This window comes from Cupriavidus sp. P-10 (assembly GCF_003402535.2).
In the GTDB taxonomy this organism is placed as follows: Bacteria; Pseudomonadota; Gammaproteobacteria; order Burkholderiales; family Burkholderiaceae; genus Cupriavidus.
In genome coordinates, this window is sequence record NZ_AP025172.1 from 1,391,251 (window position 1) to 1,407,587 (window position 16,337).

Sequence of the window (16,337 nt, forward strand, 5' to 3'; positions counted from 1 at the left end):
TTTGTACTAAATCGCTTGAAGGGTCCTGCGACTGGCTGCGGTGCCGGCTCAGGCGCCCCAGACTTCCTTGAAGACCCGCACCCAGTTCTCGCCCATGATCTTGCGGATGCGCGAGGTCTTCCAGCCCGCGCGCTCCATCGCCGCGGTCAGGTTCGGGAACTCGCCGATGGTGCGGATCCCCTCGGGATTGATCACCTTGCCGAAGTTGGTCAGCCGGCGATAGCGGCCCTTGTCGTGCGTCAGCATGTCGAAGAATTCCGTGCTGTAGCCCTGCGTAAAGTCCGTGCCGATGCCGACCGCATCCTCGCCGACCAGATTCACGACGTAGTCGATCGCTTCGATGTAGTCATCGACCGTTGCCTCGATCCCGCGCTTCAGGAACGGTGCAAACATGGTCACGCCGACGAAGCCGCCGGCATCGGCGATCTCCCTGAGCTGCTGGTCGCTCTTGTTGCGCGGATGCTCCTTCAGGCCCGACGGCAGGCAGTGCGAGTAGCAGACCGGCTTCTTCGAGAAGGCGATGGCTTCGGAAGAGGTGTTGCCGCCGACGTGCGACAGGTCGACCATGATCCCGACGCGGTTCATCTCCGTGATCACCTCGCGGCCGAAGTCGGACAGCCCGCCGTCACGCTCGTAGCAGCCGGTGCCGACCAGGTTTTGCGTGTTGTAGCAGAGCTGCACCACACGCACACCCATGTCGGCGAACGCTTCGATGTAGCCGAGGTTGTCCTCGAACGCATGCGCATTCTGGAAGCCGAGGATCACGCCGGTCTTGCCTTCACGCTTGGCGCGCAGGATGTCGTCGGTGGTGCGCACCAGCGTCAGCAGTTCGCCGTGGTCGCGGATCTGCTGTTTCATCAGCGCAATGTTGTCCACGGTCTTGGTGAAATTCTCCCAGACCGAGACGGTGCAGTTGGCGGCGGTGACGCCGCCCTTGCGCATGTCTTCGAACACGGACCGCTCGAACTTCGAAATGTTCAGGCCGTCGATGATGATGCTGTCTTCGTGCAGCGGGCTCATAGGTTGCTCCACTCCTTGCCTTGGTTCTTGTCGGTGCTCAGTAGATCGGGAAGCGGTCGCACAGCGCGAAGATCTCACGGCGCACGCGCTGCTCCGTGGCCGGGTCCCCTTCCGGGTTCGCGCGCAGCGCCTCGAAGACCTCCAGGATCAGCCTGCCGATCTCGCGGAACTCCGCGACACCGAAGCCGCGTGTGGTGGCAGCAGGGGCGCCGAGCCGGATACCCGACGTGATCGTCGGCTTCTCGGTGTCGAAGGGAATGCCGTTCTTGTTGCAGGTGACGCCGGCGCGCTCGAGCGCCTGCTCGACCTGCGTGCCCTTGAGCCCCTTGGGGCGCAGGTCGACCAGCAGCAGGTGGTTGTCGGTGCCGCCTGTCACCAGGTCGACGCCGCCCTCCTTCAGGACTTCGCCGAGTGCCTGCGCGTTCGCCAGCACGTGGTCGATATAGGTCTTGAACTCCGGCTGCAGCGCCTCGCCAAACGCGACCGCCTTGCCCGCGATCACGTGCATCAGGGGACCGCCCTGCAGGCCGGGGAACACGGCCGAGTTGATCTTCTTGGCAATCTCCTCGTCGTTGGTCAGCACGAAGCCCCCGCGGGGGCCGCGCAGCGTCTTGTGCGTGGTCGAGGTGACGACGTGGGCGTGCCCGACCGGGTTCGGATGGCGGCCCGCCGCGATCACGCCGGCGATGTGCGCCATGTCGACCATCAGCTTCGCGCCGACGCTGTCGGCGATCGCGCGGAAACGGGCAAAATCCAGCTTGCGCGGGTAGGCCGAGAAGCCCGCGATGATCAGGCTCGGCCTATGCTCACGCGCAAGCGCTTCGACCTCGTCGTAGTCGATCAGCATGGTGTCGCGGTTCACGCCGTACTGCACCGCGTTGAACCACTTGCCGGACAGCGCGGGCTTCGCGCCATGGGTCAGGTGGCCGCCCGCATCGAGCGACATGCCAAGCACGGTGTCGCCCGGCTTGGCCAGCGCCAGCATCACCGCGCCGTTGGCCTGAGCGCCGGAATGCGGCTGCACGTTGGCGAAGCCGGCGTCGAAGAGTTGCTTCACGCGATCGATGGCGAGCGCCTCCACTTCATCCGCGAATTCGCAGCCGCCGTAGTAGCGCTTGCCCGGGTATCCTTCCGCGTACTTGTTGGTCAGCACCGAGCCTTGCGCCTCAAGCACCGCGCGCGACACGATATTTTCCGAAGCGATCAGTTCGACTTGCGACTGCTGCCGCTCGAGTTCCTTGAGGAGTGCACCGCGCACCCGTGCGTCGCGCTCGGCCAGGGACTGCGAGAAGAAGGTCTGGGTGTTCGACATAGATGATCCGTGACTGATTGAGATGGCTGCCTGACGGGGCGTGAGACCCGCTGCGCCGGGGCGCTTTGGCTTTGCGGCCTGGTCGGCGCAGCGTTGCCGACGGATCTATTCTTGTCGTTCGGGTTTTGGACCGGTTGGTGAATTCAGACGCGTTCTTTTCCAATTCCGCCATTCGCGTCCGATTTGAACAAGTGGGGCACGAAACGCACGCATGCCGCGTGACGGATACGGCCGGCAGCGTGACGAAAGACTCGTTGGCTTCCGGCGTCAGCGCCTCTCACCGAGTGCTGCACCGCGCTGGCGCACCGTACTGGCGCGGCGCACTGTGCGTGTCACGCATCCGGTGCATTGCGGTGCTTGCGGTGATTGCGGCCGTTGCCGCCCCCATTGCTAGGGTTTCGCCGTATGGCACGTTTGTTGCGCTCGCATTATCAATAGCCATAGACGGCACCGCGCCATTCCCAAGGCCAGAATGCCCGCAAAAAGCCAAGGAACGCCCCCATGTCCACCGACCGAACCGCGTCGCTGTCCCACTTCGCATTCATGCCGCTACCCAACTTTTCGATGATCGCGTTCAGCAACGCCATCGAAGTGCTGCGCATGGCGAACTACCTGAGCGGCCAGGAGCTGTACCGCTGGTCCGTCATCAGCCCGGAAGGCGGCCCGGTGACGGCGAGCAACGACCTGACGATCGACACCCGTCCGGCGCACAGCATCGGGAGGCCGGACATCCTGTTCGTCTGCGGCGGGATCGACGTGCAGCGCTCGACCGGCGCCGACCACCTTTCAACCCTGCGCCGCGCGGCGCGTGAAGGGCTGATGCTGGGCAGCCTGTGCACCGGCACGTACGCGCTGGCCAAGTCCGGGCTGCTGGGCGGCTATGCCTGCGCCATCCACTGGGAAAACATGTCGGCGCTGAAGGAGGAGTTCCCCGATACCCGCTTCCTGAAGGAACTGTTCGTGATCGACCGCGACCGCGTGACCTGCACTGGCGGCGTCGCGCCCCTCGATATGATGCTGTTCCTGATCGCCAGCCGAGTCGGCACGGGCCGGGTCACGCAGATCGCCGAGCAGTTCATCGTCGAGCATGTGCGCGACACCAGCGCGCAGCAGAAGATGCCGCTGGTCGCGAGGCTGGGGTCGGCGAACAAGTCCCTGTTCGAGGTGATCTCGCTGATGGAGAACAACATCGAGGAGCCGCTATCGCGCGAGGAGCTCGCGCGGCTGGCCATGATGTCGCAGCGGCAGCTGCAGCGGCTGTTCCGCGACCACCTCGGGATGACGCCGACGCACTATTACCTCACGCTGCGCCTGCGCCGTGCGCGCGAGCTTCTGCTGCAGACCGACATGTCGATCATGCATATCACGATGGCCTGTGGTTTCCAGTCAGCGTGCCACTTCAGCAAGAGTTATCGCGAGGCGTTCGGGGTGGCGCCGACACGCGAGCGGAGGGCGCAGACGGCGCCGCTGGCGAAGCCGCCGGTGCATGGGAAGGCGCAAAAGTATGCACCGGCGCTCCATGCGTGAAATGGTAAGAGGAGCTGGGATCGTCCCGCCCGCGCCGCGCCAATAAAATCGGGCGGCCTGCCTGCGCCGCCCTTTTTTAACGCTCCGCGCGACGGATCAGGCCGCCTCCAGCATCCCATGCGGATCGATCACGAATTTCCGCGGCGCGCCGCCATCGAACTGCTGGTAGCCTTCCGGCGCCTGGTCCAGTGAGATCACCGACACATTGACGATTTCCGCGATGGGCAGCCGATTGTGCAGGATGGCCTGCATCAGGTTGCGGTTGTACTTAAGCACCGGCGTCTGGCCGGTGTGGAAGGAATGCGACTTGGCCCAGCCGAGGCCGAAGCGGATGCTCAGGCTGCCGCGTTGCGCCGCGGCATCCTTCGCACCCGGATCATCGGTCACGTAAAGGCCCGGGATCCCGATCGCACCTGCGGGGCGCGTGATCTCCATCAGCGAGTTCAGTACCGTCGCGGGCGCCTCCTCCACGTGGCCCGAAGCGCCATGTCCGTGCGCCTCGAAGCCGACGCAGTCGACCGCGCAATCAATCTCGGGCGTGCCGAGGATAGCGGCCATCTGTTCGCCGAGCGTCGCATCCCGCGACAGGTCGACGACCTCGAATCCCATCGCCTTGGCGTGGGCCAGGCGCGCCGGGTTCATGTCGCCGACGATGGTGCAGGCCGCGCCGAGCAGGCGCGCCGAAGCCGCGGCCGCCATGCCGACCGGACCCGCGCCGGCAATGTAGACGGTCGAGCCGGGCTTCACGCCGGCGGTCACGGCGCCATGGTAGCCGGTGGGCAGGATATCCGACAGGCAGGTGAGGTCGCGTATCTTTGCCAGTGCTTGGTCGCGGTCGGGGAACTTCAGCAGGTTGAAGTCGGCGTACGGCACCATGACATACTCGGCCTGCCCGCCGATCCAGCCGCCCATGTCGACGTAGCCGTACGCGCCGCCGGCACGCGACGGATTGACGCTCAGGCAGACTCCGGTGTGTTGCTCCTTGCACATCGCGCAGCGCCCGCAGGCCACGTTGAACGGCACGGAAACCAGGTCGCCGATCTTCAGCGTCTCGACGTCGCGGCCAATCTCGATGACCTCGCCCGTGATCTCGTGGCCGAGAACGAGGCCCACCTCCGCGGTCGTGCGCCCGCGCACCATATGCTGGTCCGAGCCGCAGATATTTGTGCTCACGACCTTGAGGATCACGCCGTGCCCGATCGCGCGGCCGGTTGGATCGACCATTTTCGGATAGTCGATGTTCTGCACCTCGACCTTGCCCGGCCCAAGATATACGACACCCCGGTTGTTGCTCATCGCCTTGTCTCCTTGTCTTCGATAAAGCCTGCCGCACTCGCGGCAGGCGTGTTCGAGAGTAGTGCGCAGAGCCGCGGTACTTTGTGCAAAATCCGACGCGCGCTTGAACTGGCCCGACTTCGTTGCCGCCAGGCTAGAACTTGTGACGGATCGCGGCGCGCACCAGCACCTGGCTCGACGTCGACGACGAGTCGGCCGCACCGGGTATGTAGGCGCGATCCAGTGCCGTGCCGGTCTTGTCGCCGCTCACGCGCTGGTAGACACCCTGCAGATAGACGTCGGTCCGCTTCGAGAAGTTGTAGTCCGCCATCAGCCCGATGCTGTGGACTTTCGGCTTGGCCTCGCCCGACGACGCCTGGAACTTCTCCGTAGTCAGCGTGTAGACCGCGCCGGCATAGAACGCCGGCGTAAACTGGTACTTGAAGTTGAGCTCGAAGTTCTGGAACTTGAGCGCGTCCAGCGTGCCGGTTGCCGGCAGAATCGACCCGGAAATGTAGGAAGTCGACAGCGGCTGCGTCAGGTTGGTGTTGGAGTACGAGAAGCCGGCGGTCGCCGCGCCGAACGTGTAGTTGATGCCGGCGCCGAAGATGCGCAGGCGCCTGGCAAGGAAGTTCTGGTCGCCGCCGCTGCTGATGGCGCCGTTGGCCGTCGCCGACGGGTTGTCGGCCTGCAGGTAAGCCGCCGCCAGCAACCAGCCACCATTCGCGTACTGCATTCCCGCGCCGTACTGGCGGTTGTTCGCAAAGTTGGTGTCGTTGCTGAAGCTGTACGTGCCCCCGAACTGGAACCCGCCAAACGTGGGGCTGGTGTACTTGACCGTGTTATTGACACGAAACGAGTAGACCATGTTGTCGTTGTCGTAAGGATGGCCGAACATATAGCCGCCCCAGTTGCCGACCACGGTCGTCTGCGCCAGGTAGTCGATCACGGAATCGTACTGACGCCCGAGCGTGATGGTCCCGAGCCGGTCGTCGGCCAGCCCGACATAGGCCTGCCGACCGAACAGCACGCCGCCCTGCGCCGCCCTGCCGGTGCTGGCATTGAAGCCGTTCTCGAGCTGGAACAGCGCCTTGACGCCCCCTCCCAGGTCTTCCGAGCCCTTCAGGCCCCAGCGGCTCCCTTGCGCGAAGCCGCTCTGCATCTCGATCAGCCGGTCACCGCCGACGTTGTTGGTGTAGTTGATGCCTTCGTCGATGATGCCGTACAGCGTCACGCTGCCCTGGGCGAACGCGGACGTGGCAAACAACAGGGAAATGGTGGCGCCTAGCGTGGTTTTTTTCATTGGGTTTCCTCCTCGTATTGGTAGCTCGCGGATACGAGAGTAGTCGCCAGGGCCCCACCGTTTGCATGCTAAACCCGACGCGCGCTTGACCGGCGCCGACATCTCCCTGTGGAACGATCAGGCCGGCTTTCTGGCGCGGCGCAAGAAGTCGGCGCGCGTCCATTCCAGCTCGACGCCGACGCGCTGTGTGCCGGGGCGTATCTTCGGCTTGTGCACGGCGAGCGTCAGCGTGTCGAGCGCCGGCCATTCGCGGAACGACAGCTCCGCGATGTCGGCCACCAGCGTCTCGAGAAGGCGCGTGTGCGGTTTGCGTGCAAGATACGCGGCGACGCGCGTGCAATAGCCTTCGTAGTCGATCCACTCGGTGGCTTCGCTCGGCTCGCGCCGGTAGCCCAGGCGCGCGTCGATCACGATTGGCTGGGGGGCGTCGTGTTCGTGCGGATGGATGCCGATGCGCACAGGCACCGTCAACGCATCGATGAACACGCTCCAGCCCCGCCCCGGCAGCAGTGGTGCCTCGAGCCCCCCGTCGAGTCGATTCAGCTCAAGCCCCGCCAGCGGCTCGGCAAACGCCTTCTCGACCGGCTTCATGACAACAGCGGCGTCGCCGCGTCTAGCAGGATGCGGCAGAAGTAATCCGCAAAGCTGCGTCGCACCACGATTTCGAAGCGGTCGTCGCCGGTCGGCACGAGTATGACCGGCGCTTTGAAGTAGTGACTCTGGGCGCATTGCCCGGTCTGGAAAACACGCGGATGCAGGTCGAGGGGGCAACCCCGCGCCAGCACATCGCGCACACGATCCCCGCTGATTTCGACCACGGTGTAGCCGCTGCCGACGTCGACCGCGGCCGAATACGAGCCGGCGATGGCCGGCGCCAGCTTGTCCTCCAGCACGCCGGCTGGCACCGGCCCGTTCGAGCGCACCAGCCATTCGTCCGGGCCCAGCCAAAGCACGTCGTACGCGGCGCTGCGCGCACACGTGTTCGGGGCAGCCGGCGGACAGCAGCCCACCACGCCCTCGAACCCATCGACGAACGCAGGGTCGGCCAGCTCGCCCCGCACGATGACCAGATCGAGGAACTGCCGCTCGCGCACCGTGAAGTACATCGACCCGCGCAGGTGCGGACTCTCCAGCAGACTGGCCGCGCCGATCAGCGGCGACTCCAGGCGCACGTCACGCGTGCGCGCGTTTGGCAACGGCGCGTCGGCCAATGCCGAGGCAAGACCTTGTTCATTCCACATTCTGGCGCACTCCTTCGGTATCGTAGAAAACCGGGCTGGAAATCTTCGCGCTCACACGGCGGCCCTCGGCCAACGGGATCGCGACGCTCTCGCCCATCTTGCCCAGCCCGCCCTTCACCACGGCGAGCGCAATCGAACGCTGCAGGATCGGGCTGTAATAGCTCGACGTCACGTGGCCGATCATCGGCGTCGGCTCGGTCGTCGACACCCGCGTGCCCGGCGCGATGATCTGGGCCCCCTCGGGCAGCACGAACTGTGCGTCGTCGGTCAGCAGGCCGACGAACTGCTTGCGGCCCTCCTTCACCGTGTCCGAACGCGTCAGCGAGCGCTTGCCGAGGAATTCCTTCGATTTCGCCACCAGCCCGCCCATGCCAAGGTCGTACGGCGTGATCGAGCCATCGGTGTCCTGGCCGACGATGATGTAGCCCTTCTCGGCACGCAGCACGTGCATGGTCTCGGTGCCGTACGGCGTGATGTCGAACTCGGCGCCGGCGGCCATCAGCGCTTCCCACACCGCGCGCCCGGCGTTGGCGGGAACGTTGACCTCGTATGCCAGCTCGCCCGAGAAGCTGATGCGCATCACGCGCGCCCTGGCGCCGGCCACGGTACCGTTGCGGTAGCTCATGAACGGGAACGCCGCGTTGGCAAAGTCAATGTCGGCGCAGACCTTCTCCAGCACCTTGCGGCTCTTCGGCCCGACCACGGCGAATGTCGCCCAGTGGTCAGTCACCGAGGACAGGCGGACTTTCATGTCGGGCCACTCGGTCTGCAGCCAGCGCTCGAGCCACGTCAGCACGCGTGCGGCGCCGCCGGTGGTGGTGGTCATCATGAAATGCTGCTCGCCGAGCCGCACCGTCACGCCGTCGTCGAACACCATGCCGTTCTCGTCCAGCATCAGCCCATAGCGGCACTTGCCGATTTCGAGCTTGCCCCAGGGGTTGGTGTACATCCAGTTCAGCAGCGTGACTGCGTCCGGGCCCTGAATGTCGATCTTGCCCAGCGTCGACGCGTCGAGGATGCCAACGCTGTTGCGCACCGCCAGGCATTCGCGCTTCACCGCGGCGTGCAGGTCCTCGCCACGCTTCGGAAAATACCAGGGGCGCTTCCAGTTGCCGACGTCCTCGAACAGCGCGCCGTTGGCGACGTGCCATTCGTGCACGCAGGTCTTGCGCACGGGATCGAGGAAATCGCCGACCTCGCGCCCGGCGAAGGTACCGAACGTGACCGGTGTGTAATTGGGCCGGAACGTGGTGGTGCCGGTCTCCGGAATCGACTTGCCCAGCGCCTGGGCCAGGATCGCCATGCCGTTGATATTGCCGAGCTTGCCCTGGTCGGTGCCGAAGCCCATCGCGGTGTAGCGCTTCACGTGCTCGACCGACTCGAAGCCTTCGCGCGCCGCCAGCAGGATGTCCGACGCTGCGACGTCATTCTGGAAATCGACGAACTGCTTGGGCCCGCGCGCAGCTGCCTCGCGGCTGCCGACCAGCCACAGCGGCAACAGCGCGCCCTCGGCGACGGCGCTGACCTTGGGCGCGGCCGGCCGCTTCGCACTGTTGAAGCCGGCGGCCTTCGCCGCCTCGGTGCCCGCTTCCAGCGCCAGCGGCAGTGCCAGCGCGAGGTTGAATTCGCCCGCGGCCGCGCCGATGCTGGTCTCGGCCTGCATCGACTTGCCCGGCACGAAGCAGGTCTTCTCGTCGCTCCACTGCGCCTTGCCGCCCGATTGCGCGAACAGGTGCAGCACCGGGCTCAGGCCGCCCGACATCGCGACGAGGTCGCAGGCGATCCTCGACACCTTGCCGCCGACCTTGCCGTTGGCATAGGAGGCAACGCTGACCGAGGTCACGTGCGTCTTGCCGGCCGCAGCCACCACGACCGCGCCATGCATCACGTTCAGGCCCTGCCGCTTCGCCGCCGCGGGCAGCGCGCCGCTGGTCGTGGCCCGCGGGTCGACGATCGTCACCTTCGCGCCGCACGCCTTCAGATCAAGCGCCGCCTGGTAGCCGCGGTCGTTGTTGGTGAACACCACTGCCTCGCGACCCGGCAGCACGCTATAGCGGTGGATGTAGGTCAACACCGCCGATGCCATCATCACACCCGGCAGGTCGTTGTTGCCGAAGACGATGGGGCGCTCGTGCGCACCGGTGGCGAGGATCACGCGCCTGGCGCGGATCTTCCACAGCAGCTCGCGCGAGCCGTGGCGCATCGATACCGACAGGTGATCGGTCAGGCGCTGCGTGACGGTAACCAGGTTATGGTCCTGGTAGCCGAAGGCATTGCTGCGCGACAGGATCGTCACGTCCGGCAGCTTGCGCAGCTTGCCCTCGATCTCCGCGACCCACTGCAGCGCGGGCTTGCCATTGATGTCGGCGCGCCCGGACAGCAGGCTGCCGCCGAGCTCGCACTGGTCGTCGACCAGGATCACGCGCGCGCCGGTCACCGCCGCGGCATGCGCGGCGGCGAGGCCGGTCGGCCCGCCGCCGACCACGAGCACGTCGCAGTGCGCGTAGCATTTGTCGTAGCGGTCGGCGTCCAGCGTCGTGGGGGCCTTGCCCAGGCCGGCCGCCTCGCGGATCTTCTCCTCATACCGGGGCCACATCTTGCGCGGCCACATGAAAGTCTTGTAGTAGAAGCCGGCGGGCATGAAGCGCGAGAACTTCTGGTTGACTGCCATGCGGTCACGTTCGAGATCCGGCTCGGCATTCACGCTCGCCGCGACCAGGCCCTGGTACAGCTCGATTTCCGTTGCGCGCGCATTCGGCACCGTGTAGGCGCCGGCCTCCAGCTGCACCACGGCATTCGGCTCCGCCACGTCGGCGGTCATGATGCCGCGCGGCCGGTGGTACTTGAAGCTGCGCGCGACGAAGCGCACGCCGTTGGCGAGCAGCGCCGACGCCAGCGTGTCGCCCTGGAAGCCCTGGTACACGCGCCCGTTGAAGGTGAAGCTCAGCGGCTTGCCGCGATTGATGCGGCCGCCCGTGCCGAGACGGTCTTTCTGGCTCATTGCTTGCCCCTTCCTTGCTGTGCGTTGGCGGCGGGCTGGCCGAAGGTCTCGTAGCCCTTGATGTCATAGGAGACGGTATCGCGCTCGACCTTGAACCAGCGGCGGCAGCCCTGCGCATGGATCCACTGTTCGCGGTGCGTGCCGCGGGCGTTGGTGCGCATGAACAGGTAGTCGCCCCATTCGCGGTCGGACAGCTTGTCGGTCTCGAGCGGGCGTGCGATGTCGGCTTCGCCGCCGCACGAGAATTCGGATTCGGCGCGCGGGCCGCACCATGGACATTGGATCAGCAACATGTCTGTCTCCTGCTTGCGTTCAGTGCGCAACGGCGGCGGCGCCGTGCTCGTCGATCAGGTGGCCGGTATAGAAGCGGTCCAGCGAAAAGGGTGCGTTCAGCGCATGCGGCTGGTCGCGCGCGATGGTGTGCGCGTACGCCCAGCCCGAGCCGGGCGTCGCCTTGAACCCGCCCGTGCCCCAGCCGCAGTTGAAATAAAGGCCCTTCACGTCAGTCTTGCTGATGATCGGGCACGCGTCCGGCGAGGTGTCGACGATGCCGCCCCACTGGCGGTTCATGCGCACGCGCGAGAACACCGGGAACATCTCGACGATGGCCTGCAGCGTGCCTTCGATGACCTGGAAGCTGCCGCGCTGGCCAAAGCCGGTGTACTGGTCGATGCCCGCGCCGATCACCAGATCGCCCTTGTCGGACTGGCTGATATAGGCGTGCACCGCGTTGGACATGATCACCGAGTTGACCACCGGCTTGATCGGCTCGGACACCAGCGCCTGCAGCGGGTGGCTTTCCAGCGGCAGCCGGATGCCGGCCATGTCGGCCAGCGTGGTGGTGTTGCCCGCAGCGACGACCGCCACCTTCTTCGCCTTGATAAAGCCCTTCACCGTCTCGACCCCGACCACCGCGCCGCCGTCGCGGCGGATGCCGGTGACCTGGCAGTTCTGGATAATGTCGACACCGGCACGGTCGGCGCCGCGGGCAAAGCCCCACGCCACGGCATCGTGCCGGGCCACGCCCGCGCGCCGCTGGATCGAAGCGCCCAGCACGGGGTAGCGGCTGTTCAGGTTGATGGTGGGCTCGATCTCCTTGACCTGCGCGGGGGTCAGGAACTCGGCGTCGACGCCGTTCAGGCGGTTGGCGTTCACGCGCCGCTCGGTGTCGCGCACGTCCTGCAGCGTGTGCGCCAGGTTCATCACGCCGCGCTGGCTGAACATGACGTTGTAGTTCAGGTCCTGCGACAGGCCCTCCCACAGCTTCATCGCCTTCTCGTAGAGCGCCGCAGACTCGTCCCACAGGTAGTTGGAGCGCACGATCGTGGTGTTGCGCGCGGTGTTGCCGCCGCCGATCCATCCCTTCTCGAGCACCGCCACGTTGGTGATGCCGTGCTCCTTGGCCAGGTAGTACGCGGTCGCGAGGCCATGCCCGCCGCCGCCGACGATGACCACGTCATACTCGCGCCTGGGCTCGGGACTTCTCCACTGCTTCTCCCAGTTCTCGTGGTACGACAGCCCGTTGCGGAACAGACTGAATATCGAATAGCGGCTCATTTCCTGCACCCCCTTAGCATTCAATGACGTTCACGGCCAGACCGCCGCGTGACGTCTCCTTGTATTTCGTCTTCATGTCGGCGCCGGTCTCGCGCATGGTCTTGATCACGGAGTCGAGCGACACGTAATGCTGGCCATCGCCCTTGAGGGCCATGCGCGAGGCGTTGAGCGCCTTGATCGCCCCCATCGCGTTGCGCTCGATGCAGGGTATCTGCACCAGCCCGCCGACCGGGTCGCAGGTCATGCCCAGGTTGTGTTCCATGCCGATCTCGGCGGCGTTCTCGACCTGATCCGGCGTGCCGCCCATCACCGCGGCAAGCGCGGCCGCGGCCATCGAGCACGCCACGCCGACCTCGCCCTGGCAGCCGACCTCGGCGCCCGAGATCGACGCGGTCTCCTTGTAGATCATGCCGATCGCGGCGGCGGTCAGCAGGAAGTCGACGATGCCATCGTCGTTCGAACCGGGCACGAACTTCACGTAGTAGTGGAGCACCGCCGGGATCACGCCGGCCGCGCCGTTGGTTGGCGCGGTGACGACGCGGCCGCCCGCGGCGTTCTCTTCATTGACCGCCATCGCGTACAGGTTGACCCAGTCGAGCATCGACAGCGGGTCGCGCAGCGATTCCTCGGAACGCGTGCGCAGCCGGTGATTGAGCTCCGCCGCGCGGCGCTTCACCCGCATCGGGCCGGGCAGCTCGCCCTCGACCTTGCAGCCTCGCTCGACGCAGGCGGCCATGGCGTGCCAGATGGCCAGCAGGCCGGCGCGCACGTCTTCGGCAGGGCGCAAGGCGCATTCATTGCGAAAGATCAGCCCGGCGATCGACAGCCCGCTGTCGCGGCAGGCCTGCATCAGCTCTGCGCCGGTGCGGAACGGATAGGGCACGTCCGCCGCCGCACGCACGCCGTTGACGCGATCGCCGTCGCGGTTGACGACGAAGCCGCCGCCGATGGAGTAATACTCCTTCTCCACCAGCAACTGCCCCTGCTCGTCGAACGCCTGGAAGCGCATGCCGTTCGGGTGCACGACGCTGCCCGTGCCGCTCATCAGGCGACGGTAGAAGCCGAGGTGCTCCTTTTCATCGAAGCCGATCCCGTGCTTGCCGAGCAGCAGCACGCGCTTGTCCTTGCGGATCATCGCCAGCCGCGGCTCGATCAGGTCCGGGTCGATCCGGTCGGGCAGCCATCCTTCCAGGCCTAGCAGCACCGCCTTGTCGGTGCCATGGCCCTTGCCGGTCGCGCCGAGCGAGCCATACAATTCCGCGCGGACGCGGCGGACGAAGCCGAGCAGGTTCGCATCCTCGAGGTGGGATACGAAGCGGCATGCGGCGATCATCGGGCCGACCGTGTGCGAACTGGATGGTCCGACGCCGATCTTGAACAGGTCGAAAACGCTGACATTCATCTGACTGCCTCTCTGCTCGTGCTGGGTTGCTGTCGATGGAAGCCAGTACAGCAGAGCGCCGGATTTGCAGATAGAACAAAACCGGCATCGGCGTGGGATGCCGGCGCCAGTCACCGCCACGTACGGCCCCGGATTTCGCTTTGGCGATGATTCGCGTCGGAATTGTGCAAGTCCGCGGCGGGTGGATCGGCGAATCTGGCTGGGACGGAATGCGTCGTGCGAGCGGGCGCAGAACGGGGACAAGCGCAGCGGCGGGAGGCTCAATGGATGCAGTACGCATCACCAGTTTCCCCGAGCCGGGAACGCTCTCCCCTGCCAGTCGACTTCGGGATAACCCGGAATCCGCCCGCCCGTGCGAGCCTGTCAAGATGGATGCCGCCATGACACCAGACGTGCCTGTTTCTCCTGTTGCCGAGCCGGCGCCACGGCGCATCCGCTTCGGCATCGTGCTGCTGCCGAACTTCACGCTGACCGCGTTTTCTGGCTTCGTCGACATGCTGCGGCTGTCGGCGGACGACGGCGACTACAGCAAGCCGGTGCGCTGCGTGTGGAGCGTGGTCAGCAACACACTCGCGCCGGTGCGCGCGAGTTGCGGGATCCAGGTCGCGCCGTGGGAGACCTTTGACCAGGCAGAGCCGTTCGATTACGTGGTGGTCGTCGGCGGGCTGCTCCATTCCGGGCCGCAGGCCGGTCCCGAGACGCTGGACTTCATCCGCCGCGCTGCGGGCGGCGGCGCGACCATCGTCGGCATCTGCACCGGGGTCTTTTCCCTGATGCGCGCCGGCGTGCTCGTTGGCCACCGCGCTTGCGTCAGCTGGTTCCACTACTGGGATTTCATCGAGCGCTTCCCGTCGGTCGATCCGGACCTGCTGGTCGCCGACCGGCTGTTCGTGATCGACCGCCGGCGCATCACGTGCTCGGGCGGGCGCGCGTCGATCGACGTTGCCGCAGCCATCCTGCTGCGCCACTTCGACCATGCCACCGTGCAGAAGGCGCTGCGGATCCTGCTGGTCGGCGAGATGCAGAAAGGCAACGCGCCGCAGCCGCATCCGCCGGGCCTGGAACCGGCGACGCACCCGAAGGTCAAGCGTGCGATCCTGCTGATGGAGCAGCACGTCGGGCGCGCCCTGCCGCTCGATGCGCTCGCATGCAAGCTCGACCTGTCGGCACGGCAGCTGGAGCGCCTGTTCAAGGCCGAGACCGGCAAGAGCCCGCAGGCATTCGCCAAGCATGTGCGGCTGCGCACCGCCGCGTGGCTCCTGACCAGTTCGGACCGCGGCGTCGCTGACATCGCGCTGAGCTGCGGCTTTGCCGATGCCTCGCATCTCGGCCGCGAATTCCGCAAGCAATACGGCGTGCCGCCCGCGACCTACCGCGACAAGGGCGCGGCTCCCGCCGAATCCACGCTGGCCGACGGTGATGGCGACGCGCTTTGCGCGCTGGCTGAAGTCGAAAGCGAAAGCCAGGTTTGATGGCGGCCATCGGCCAACTTGGATCCGTTTTCGGACAAATGCATGCCCGCCCGGCCCGCCACCAGCGCCCATCGTTTTATAGTCTGGCGCCACGAATCAACCGACAGAACCGACCATGAAAACACGCGCAGCAGTTGCCTGGGGTGCGGGAAAGCCGCTAACGATCGAAGACGTGGACCTGGACGGCCCGCGCGCCGGGGAAGTGCTGGTGGAAGTGAAGGCCACCGGCATCTGCCATACCGACTACTACACGCTCTCCGGTGCCGATCCGGAAGGCATTTTCCCGGCGATCCTGGGCCATGAAGGCGCCGGCATCGTCACCGACGTCGGCCCCGGCGTGACCTCGCTCAAGCCCGGCGACCACGTGATTCCGCTGTACACGCCAGAATGCCGCCAGTGCAAGTTCTGCCTGTCGCGCAAGACCAACCTGTGCCAGGCGATCCGCGCCACGCAGGGCAAGGGCCTGATGCCGGACGGCACCTCGCGCTTCTCCATCGACGGCAAGCCGATTTTCCACTACATGGGTACCTCGACCTTCGCCAACCACATCGTGGTGCCGGAAATCGCGCTGGCGAAGGTCCGCCCCGACGCGCCGTTCGACAAGGTCTGCTACATCGGCTGCGGCGTGACCACCGGCGTGGGCGCGGTACTGTTCACCGCCAAGGTCGAAGCCGGCGCCAACGTGGTGGTGTTCGGCCTCGGCGGCATCGGCCTGAACGTGATCCAGGCCGCGAAGATGGTTGGCGCCGACAAGATCATCGGCGTGGACCTGAACCCGGCGCGCGAAGCCATGGCGCGCAAGTTCGGCATGACGCATTTCATCAACCCGAAGGACGTGGACAACGTGGTCGACCACATCATCCAGCTGACGGATGGTGGCGCGGACTACTCGTTCGAATGCATCGGCAACACGCAGGTCATGCGCCAGGCGCTGGAGTGCTGCCACAAGGGCTGGGGCAAGTCGATCATCATCGGCGTGGCCGAGGCCGGGGCCGAGATCTCGACGCGTCCGTTCCAGCTGGTGACCGGGCGCGAGTGGAAAGGCTCGGCTTTCGGCGGCGCGCGCGGCCGCACCGACGTGCCGAAGATCGTCGACTGGTACATGGAAGGCAAGCTCAATATCGACGACCTGATCACGCACACGCTGCCGCTGGAGCGCATCAACGAAGGCTTCGAGCTGATGAAGCGCGGCGAGTCGATCCGCTCGGTGGTTTTGTACTGAGCCTG

13 protein-coding genes are annotated in these 16,337 nt (G+C 66.0%); 3 read left to right on the plus strand and 10 right to left on the minus strand.

What is annotated here, in order from left to right:
- Nucleotides 1–48: 48 nt before the first annotated feature.
- A complete protein-coding gene (locus CTP10_RS36420; RefSeq protein WP_116321516.1) occupies nucleotides 49–1,020 on the minus strand; it encodes a dipeptidase in 972 nt (323 codons plus the stop codon).
- Between the two features lie 37 nt (nucleotides 1,021–1,057).
- Nucleotides 1,058–2,332, minus strand: coding sequence for a serine hydroxymethyltransferase (locus CTP10_RS36425; protein ID WP_116321517.1), 1,275 nt, complete (start codon nucleotides 2,330–2,332; stop codon nucleotides 1,058–1,060).
- Nucleotides 2,333–2,833: 501 nt separating this feature from the next.
- Between CTP10_RS36425 and CTP10_RS36430 the strand changes: the two genes are divergently transcribed.
- On the plus strand, nucleotides 2,834–3,859 hold the full coding sequence (locus tag CTP10_RS36430; protein WP_116321518.1) for a GlxA family transcriptional regulator: 1,026 nt from the start codon (nucleotides 2,834–2,836) through the stop codon (nucleotides 3,857–3,859).
- A gap of 96 nt (nucleotides 3,860–3,955) precedes the next feature.
- Here the strand turns inward: CTP10_RS36430 and fdhA are convergent, their stop codons facing one another.
- From fdhA to CTP10_RS36470, 8 genes are all read right to left on the minus strand, one after another.
- The gene (gene fdhA, locus CTP10_RS36435; protein WP_116321519.1) at nucleotides 3,956–5,155 is read right to left on the minus strand and encodes a formaldehyde dehydrogenase, glutathione-independent; all 1,200 of its coding nucleotides are present in this window, start codon (nucleotides 5,153–5,155) and stop codon (nucleotides 3,956–3,958) included.
- Between the two features lie 133 nt (nucleotides 5,156–5,288).
- Nucleotides 5,289–6,437, minus strand: coding sequence for a porin (locus CTP10_RS36440; protein WP_116321520.1), 1,149 nt, complete (start codon nucleotides 6,435–6,437; stop codon nucleotides 5,289–5,291).
- Between the two features lie 117 nt (nucleotides 6,438–6,554).
- Complete coding sequence (locus tag CTP10_RS36445) at nucleotides 6,555–7,028, minus strand: dihydroneopterin aldolase (RefSeq protein ID WP_116321521.1); 474 nt, start codon at nucleotides 7,026–7,028, stop codon at nucleotides 6,555–6,557.
- A complete protein-coding gene (locus CTP10_RS36450; protein WP_233528238.1) occupies nucleotides 7,025–7,678 on the minus strand; it encodes a sarcosine oxidase subunit gamma in 654 nt (217 codons plus the stop codon). The genes CTP10_RS36445 and CTP10_RS36450 overlap by 4 nt, the downstream gene beginning before the upstream one ends.
- Nucleotides 7,668–10,679 (minus strand): sarcosine oxidase subunit alpha family protein, encoded by a 3,012-nt coding sequence (locus CTP10_RS36455; RefSeq protein ID WP_116321522.1) that lies wholly within the window; start codon nucleotides 10,677–10,679, stop codon nucleotides 7,668–7,670. The genes CTP10_RS36450 and CTP10_RS36455 overlap by 11 nt, the downstream gene beginning before the upstream one ends.
- Nucleotides 10,676–10,972, minus strand: a complete 297-nt coding sequence (locus tag CTP10_RS36460) for a sarcosine oxidase subunit delta (RefSeq protein WP_116321523.1) — start codon at nucleotides 10,970–10,972, stop codon at nucleotides 10,676–10,678. The genes CTP10_RS36455 and CTP10_RS36460 overlap by 4 nt, the downstream gene beginning before the upstream one ends.
- 19 nt (nucleotides 10,973–10,991) lie before the next feature.
- A complete protein-coding gene (locus CTP10_RS36465) occupies nucleotides 10,992–12,236 on the minus strand; it encodes a sarcosine oxidase subunit beta family protein (protein ID WP_116321524.1) in 1,245 nt (414 codons plus the stop codon).
- Nucleotides 12,237–12,249: 13 nt separating this feature from the next.
- Nucleotides 12,250–13,638, minus strand: coding sequence for an L-serine ammonia-lyase (locus tag CTP10_RS36470; RefSeq protein WP_116321525.1), 1,389 nt, complete (start codon nucleotides 13,636–13,638; stop codon nucleotides 12,250–12,252).
- Nucleotides 13,639–14,018: 380 nt separating this feature from the next.
- On the opposite strand from CTP10_RS36470, the gene CTP10_RS36475 reads away from it, so the two are divergent.
- Nucleotides 14,019–15,110: a GlxA family transcriptional regulator gene (locus tag CTP10_RS36475; protein ID WP_116321624.1), complete on the plus strand. Its 1,092-nt coding sequence runs from the start codon at nucleotides 14,019–14,021 to the stop codon at nucleotides 15,108–15,110.
- A 115-nt stretch (nucleotides 15,111–15,225) separates the two neighbouring features.
- Nucleotides 15,226–16,332, plus strand: coding sequence for an S-(hydroxymethyl)glutathione dehydrogenase/class III alcohol dehydrogenase (locus CTP10_RS36480; RefSeq protein ID WP_116321526.1), 1,107 nt, complete (start codon nucleotides 15,226–15,228; stop codon nucleotides 16,330–16,332).
- The last annotated feature ends 5 nt before the right edge of the window (nucleotides 16,333–16,337 follow it).

What these genes read in the sequence shown, in the direction of transcription:
- CTP10_RS36420 (WP_116321516.1), bottom strand. Translation starts at nt 1,020, where the DNA reads ATGAGCCCGCTGCACGAAGACAGCATCATCATCGACGGCCTGAACATT.
- CTP10_RS36425 (WP_116321517.1), bottom strand. Translation starts at nt 2,332, where the DNA reads ATGTCGAACACCCAGACCTTCTTCTCGCAGTCCCTGGCCGAGCGCGAC.
- CTP10_RS36430 (WP_116321518.1), top strand. Translation starts at nt 2,834, where the DNA reads ATGTCCACCGACCGAACCGCGTCGCTGTCCCACTTCGCATTCATGCCG.
- fdhA (WP_116321519.1), bottom strand. Translation starts at nt 5,155, where the DNA reads ATGAGCAACAACCGGGGTGTCGTATATCTTGGGCCGGGCAAGGTCGAG.
- CTP10_RS36440 (WP_116321520.1), bottom strand. Translation starts at nt 6,437, where the DNA reads ATGAAAAAAACCACGCTAGGCGCCACCATTTCCCTGTTGTTTGCCACG.
- CTP10_RS36445 (WP_116321521.1), bottom strand. Translation starts at nt 7,028, where the DNA reads ATGAAGCCGGTCGAGAAGGCGTTTGCCGAGCCGCTGGCGGGGCTTGAG.
- CTP10_RS36450 (WP_233528238.1), bottom strand. Translation starts at nt 7,678, where the DNA reads ATGTGGAATGAACAAGGTCTTGCCTCGGCATTGGCCGACGCGCCGTTG.
- CTP10_RS36455 (WP_116321522.1), bottom strand. Translation starts at nt 10,679, where the DNA reads ATGAGCCAGAAAGACCGTCTCGGCACGGGCGGCCGCATCAATCGCGGC.
- CTP10_RS36460 (WP_116321523.1), bottom strand. Translation starts at nt 10,972, where the DNA reads ATGTTGCTGATCCAATGTCCATGGTGCGGCCCGCGCGCCGAATCCGAA.
- CTP10_RS36465 (WP_116321524.1), bottom strand. Translation starts at nt 12,236, where the DNA reads ATGAGCCGCTATTCGATATTCAGTCTGTTCCGCAACGGGCTGTCGTAC.
- CTP10_RS36470 (WP_116321525.1), bottom strand. Translation starts at nt 13,638, where the DNA reads ATGAATGTCAGCGTTTTCGACCTGTTCAAGATCGGCGTCGGACCATCC.
- CTP10_RS36475 (WP_116321624.1), top strand. Translation starts at nt 14,019, where the DNA reads ATGACACCAGACGTGCCTGTTTCTCCTGTTGCCGAGCCGGCGCCACGG.
- CTP10_RS36480 (WP_116321526.1), top strand. Translation starts at nt 15,226, where the DNA reads ATGAAAACACGCGCAGCAGTTGCCTGGGGTGCGGGAAAGCCGCTAACG.